At 55.4% G+C, this 2,655-nt stretch carries 2 protein-coding genes; one reads left to right on the forward strand and one right to left on the reverse strand.

The genetic code is table 11. From position 1 onward, the window contains the following. A partial coding sequence (locus tag AACR77_RS12850; protein WP_042882000.1) for a hydrogenase small subunit occupies nucleotides 1–388 on the reverse strand: 388 nt, incomplete at its 3' end. 1,063 nt (nucleotides 389–1,451) lie between these two features. On the opposite strand from AACR77_RS12850, the gene alr reads away from it, so the two are divergent. Beyond that, nucleotides 1,452–2,564 (forward strand): alanine racemase, encoded by a 1,113-nt coding sequence (alr, locus tag AACR77_RS12855; protein WP_171865750.1) that lies wholly within the window; start codon nucleotides 1,452–1,454, stop codon nucleotides 2,562–2,564. Nucleotides 2,565–2,655 lie beyond the last annotated feature (91 nt).

Below are 2,655 nucleotides of genomic sequence, written 5' to 3' on the forward strand. Positions count from 1 at the left end.
TGCAGTAGATGCCGCCATCTTTAAGCGGGATGGAGCCATCCACCACCAGCACATACTTGCCCTTGTAGCGTTCGATGGCATTGTGCTTGTTCTCTTCGGCCTGATGACCGAAGGCCGCCGAGAGCACCTCGTGATACTCCAGCGAAATGGTGTTGAGGATCAGGTTCTCGATGGTAGGGTGGGTGGCGCGCAGCAGCGATTCGGTGCAACCAGTACACTCCTGCGCCCCTATCCAGATCACCGGTGGCCGCTCGGGGCTGGTGAGCGCGGTGGCCATCTTGGCCACGGCATGCTGGCTTAATCCAAGGGTTGCGGCCATCCCGGCGCAAAGCTTCATAAAGTCACGGCGATTAATTCCATGAGCCGATAAAAAAGTATCCTCGACCATTTTTCTTATTCCCGTCAGTGAGCATTGTTTGACAAATGCTTAATTGCGGGAATGCTATGCCTCCCCCTCCCCCTTTATGTTGATCTCCATCAAGTGACGGAACATTATTCAAATAGAAAACTCATCATCATGGATTTAAAAACTCCATATATAGCATAGACTTAGAAAGCATGGTGTGGGCTACTAAAATACCCACTAGGGGGTGTTTTTGCGTGTTATTGAATTTAATTCATTTAAATTACCCGTTAGTTCGTGATGTTAAATAATCAGAATGAAAGCGTTGTCACACTATTTGATCCAATATTTATGCTACCAGTTACAGGCTTTTTTCCGCGTCAAAAGTAGCTAAAAATATATACCTTTAAATTTTATTTAATTATATGTCACCAACCAAAATGAACGCGCAAACGATATTTATTATCAGCTTTTAAGAAATAACCCGCCCTGCTGTTCAAGGCTGATCTTCGCCGCTTGATTAATTAACCGGCCCACATCCATGCTTCACCATCCCTGGCCACGGATGACCTGTCTCTCCGGCCGCGTGCGCCACCAAGCCGGCCACAAGCTTTCTTGGTGGCGTACACCACTCGCCGGTTCGACGAGATGCCCTCTTTAATCCGGCAGTTCCACCTTCACCCCCCATGGAGCTGGTAGCCTGCTTTTCTCCTCTGCCATGCACCTGCCCCTCCCCGCACCTTGGCCAGGGGTCGGCAACCCCACCTGCACGCAGCCGGCGCGAAAAACCGCCAACAATGTGCGAAAACGGCTCGATCCCCCTCCCGTTTTAAGGGGAAAAACCAGTGATAAATATTGCCCGATAGGGAGCCAGAGAAAGCGTTGGCAGGGAAATTTATACCGAGGAATATTCCGTATTTTGCGCATTTACGCATTCCTATTCGCCACATAATTTACCAACAAAAAAACAACTGATAACATCTTTTTACATTTTAAAGCATATAAAAAACATGATTCAGTGACCCCCGTTTGCTCGTCCCGGCAGCCAGGATCACCGGATCGGGATTGAAACCATCAGCCAACTACTCATCGAGCAGACACCCGACCCATGATGAACACAGTTACGGCCAGCATCGATATCGATGCACTCCAGCACAATTTCACCGTGGTGCGCCGCCATGCCCCCCACAGCAAGATCATCGCGGTACTCAAGGCCAATGCCTATGGCCATGGGCTGCTGCAGGTGGCCCACGCCCTCGCCCAGGCCGATGCCTATGCGGTGGCAAGGGTCGAGGAGGCGCTGGTGCTGCGTGCCAACGCCATCACCAAGCCCATTCTGGTGCTGGGAGGCTTCTTCAGTGCCGAGGCGCTGCCGCTGCTGGCGAAACACGAACTGCAAACCACCTTGCATACCTGGGAGCAGCTGGCACTGCTCGAGCAGGCCAGTCTGCCCGCCCCCATCAAGGTGTGGCTCAAGCTCGATACCGGAATGAACCGGCTCGGGCTGCGCACCCTGGAGCTGCCCGCCTTCATCGAGCGGCTGAGCCATTGTCGCAACGTGGTGCAGCCGTTCCATCTGATGACGCACTTCAGCCAGTCCGATGAGCAGGATACCCAGGCCACCCGGCTGCAGATCGAGGAATTCAACCGCCTCTCTGCTCATCTGCCGGGCGAGCGGGCCATGGCCAACTCCGCCGGCATCCTCGCCTGGCCGGCATCGCGCAGCGACTGGATCCGACCCGGCCTCATGCTCTACGGCGCCTCCCCGTTTACCGGTCAGCTTGCCGCCGACCATGACCTGCGCCCGGTCATGAATCTCAAGAGCCAGCTCATCGCCACCCGCGCCTGCCAGCAGGGCGAGGCGGTCGGCTATGGAGGACACTGGGTGGCGGATCGAAATACTACCCTCGGCGTGGTGGCCGCGGGATATGGCGATGGTTACCCCCGCATGGCGCCCGAAGGTACCCCCATGCTGATCAATGGCCGCCGGGTGCCCATCGTGGGTCGGGTTTCCATGGACATGATCACCGTCGATCTGGGGCCGGCGGCCAGCGACAAGGTGGGAGACGAGGTGACGCTGTGGGGGGAAGGGTTGCCGGTGGAACAGGTGGCCGAAAAGATAGGCACCATCCCCTACGAGCTGCTGACCCGCCTGACCAGCCGGGTCCATCTGACGCACTGTGACAAACGCGAACAGATGCCGATGTTGAAGCTGGCCTGAGCAAGCGGTCTGAGACCGGCCACAGAGAAGTGTCAAACCAGCCCTTGATAAACAAAAGGCCCCGTCTTTCGACGGGGCCTTTTGTTTTATT

It is taken from the genome of Aeromonas sp. ZOR0002 (assembly GCF_963866995.1).
In the GTDB taxonomy this organism is placed as follows: Bacteria; Pseudomonadota; Gammaproteobacteria; order Enterobacterales; family Aeromonadaceae; genus Aeromonas; species Aeromonas caviae.

Excerpts from the sequence above, each read along its gene's own strand:
- alr (WP_171865750.1), top strand. The coding sequence starts at position 1,452 with ATGATGAACACAGTTACGGCCAGCATCGATATCGATGCACTCCAGCAC.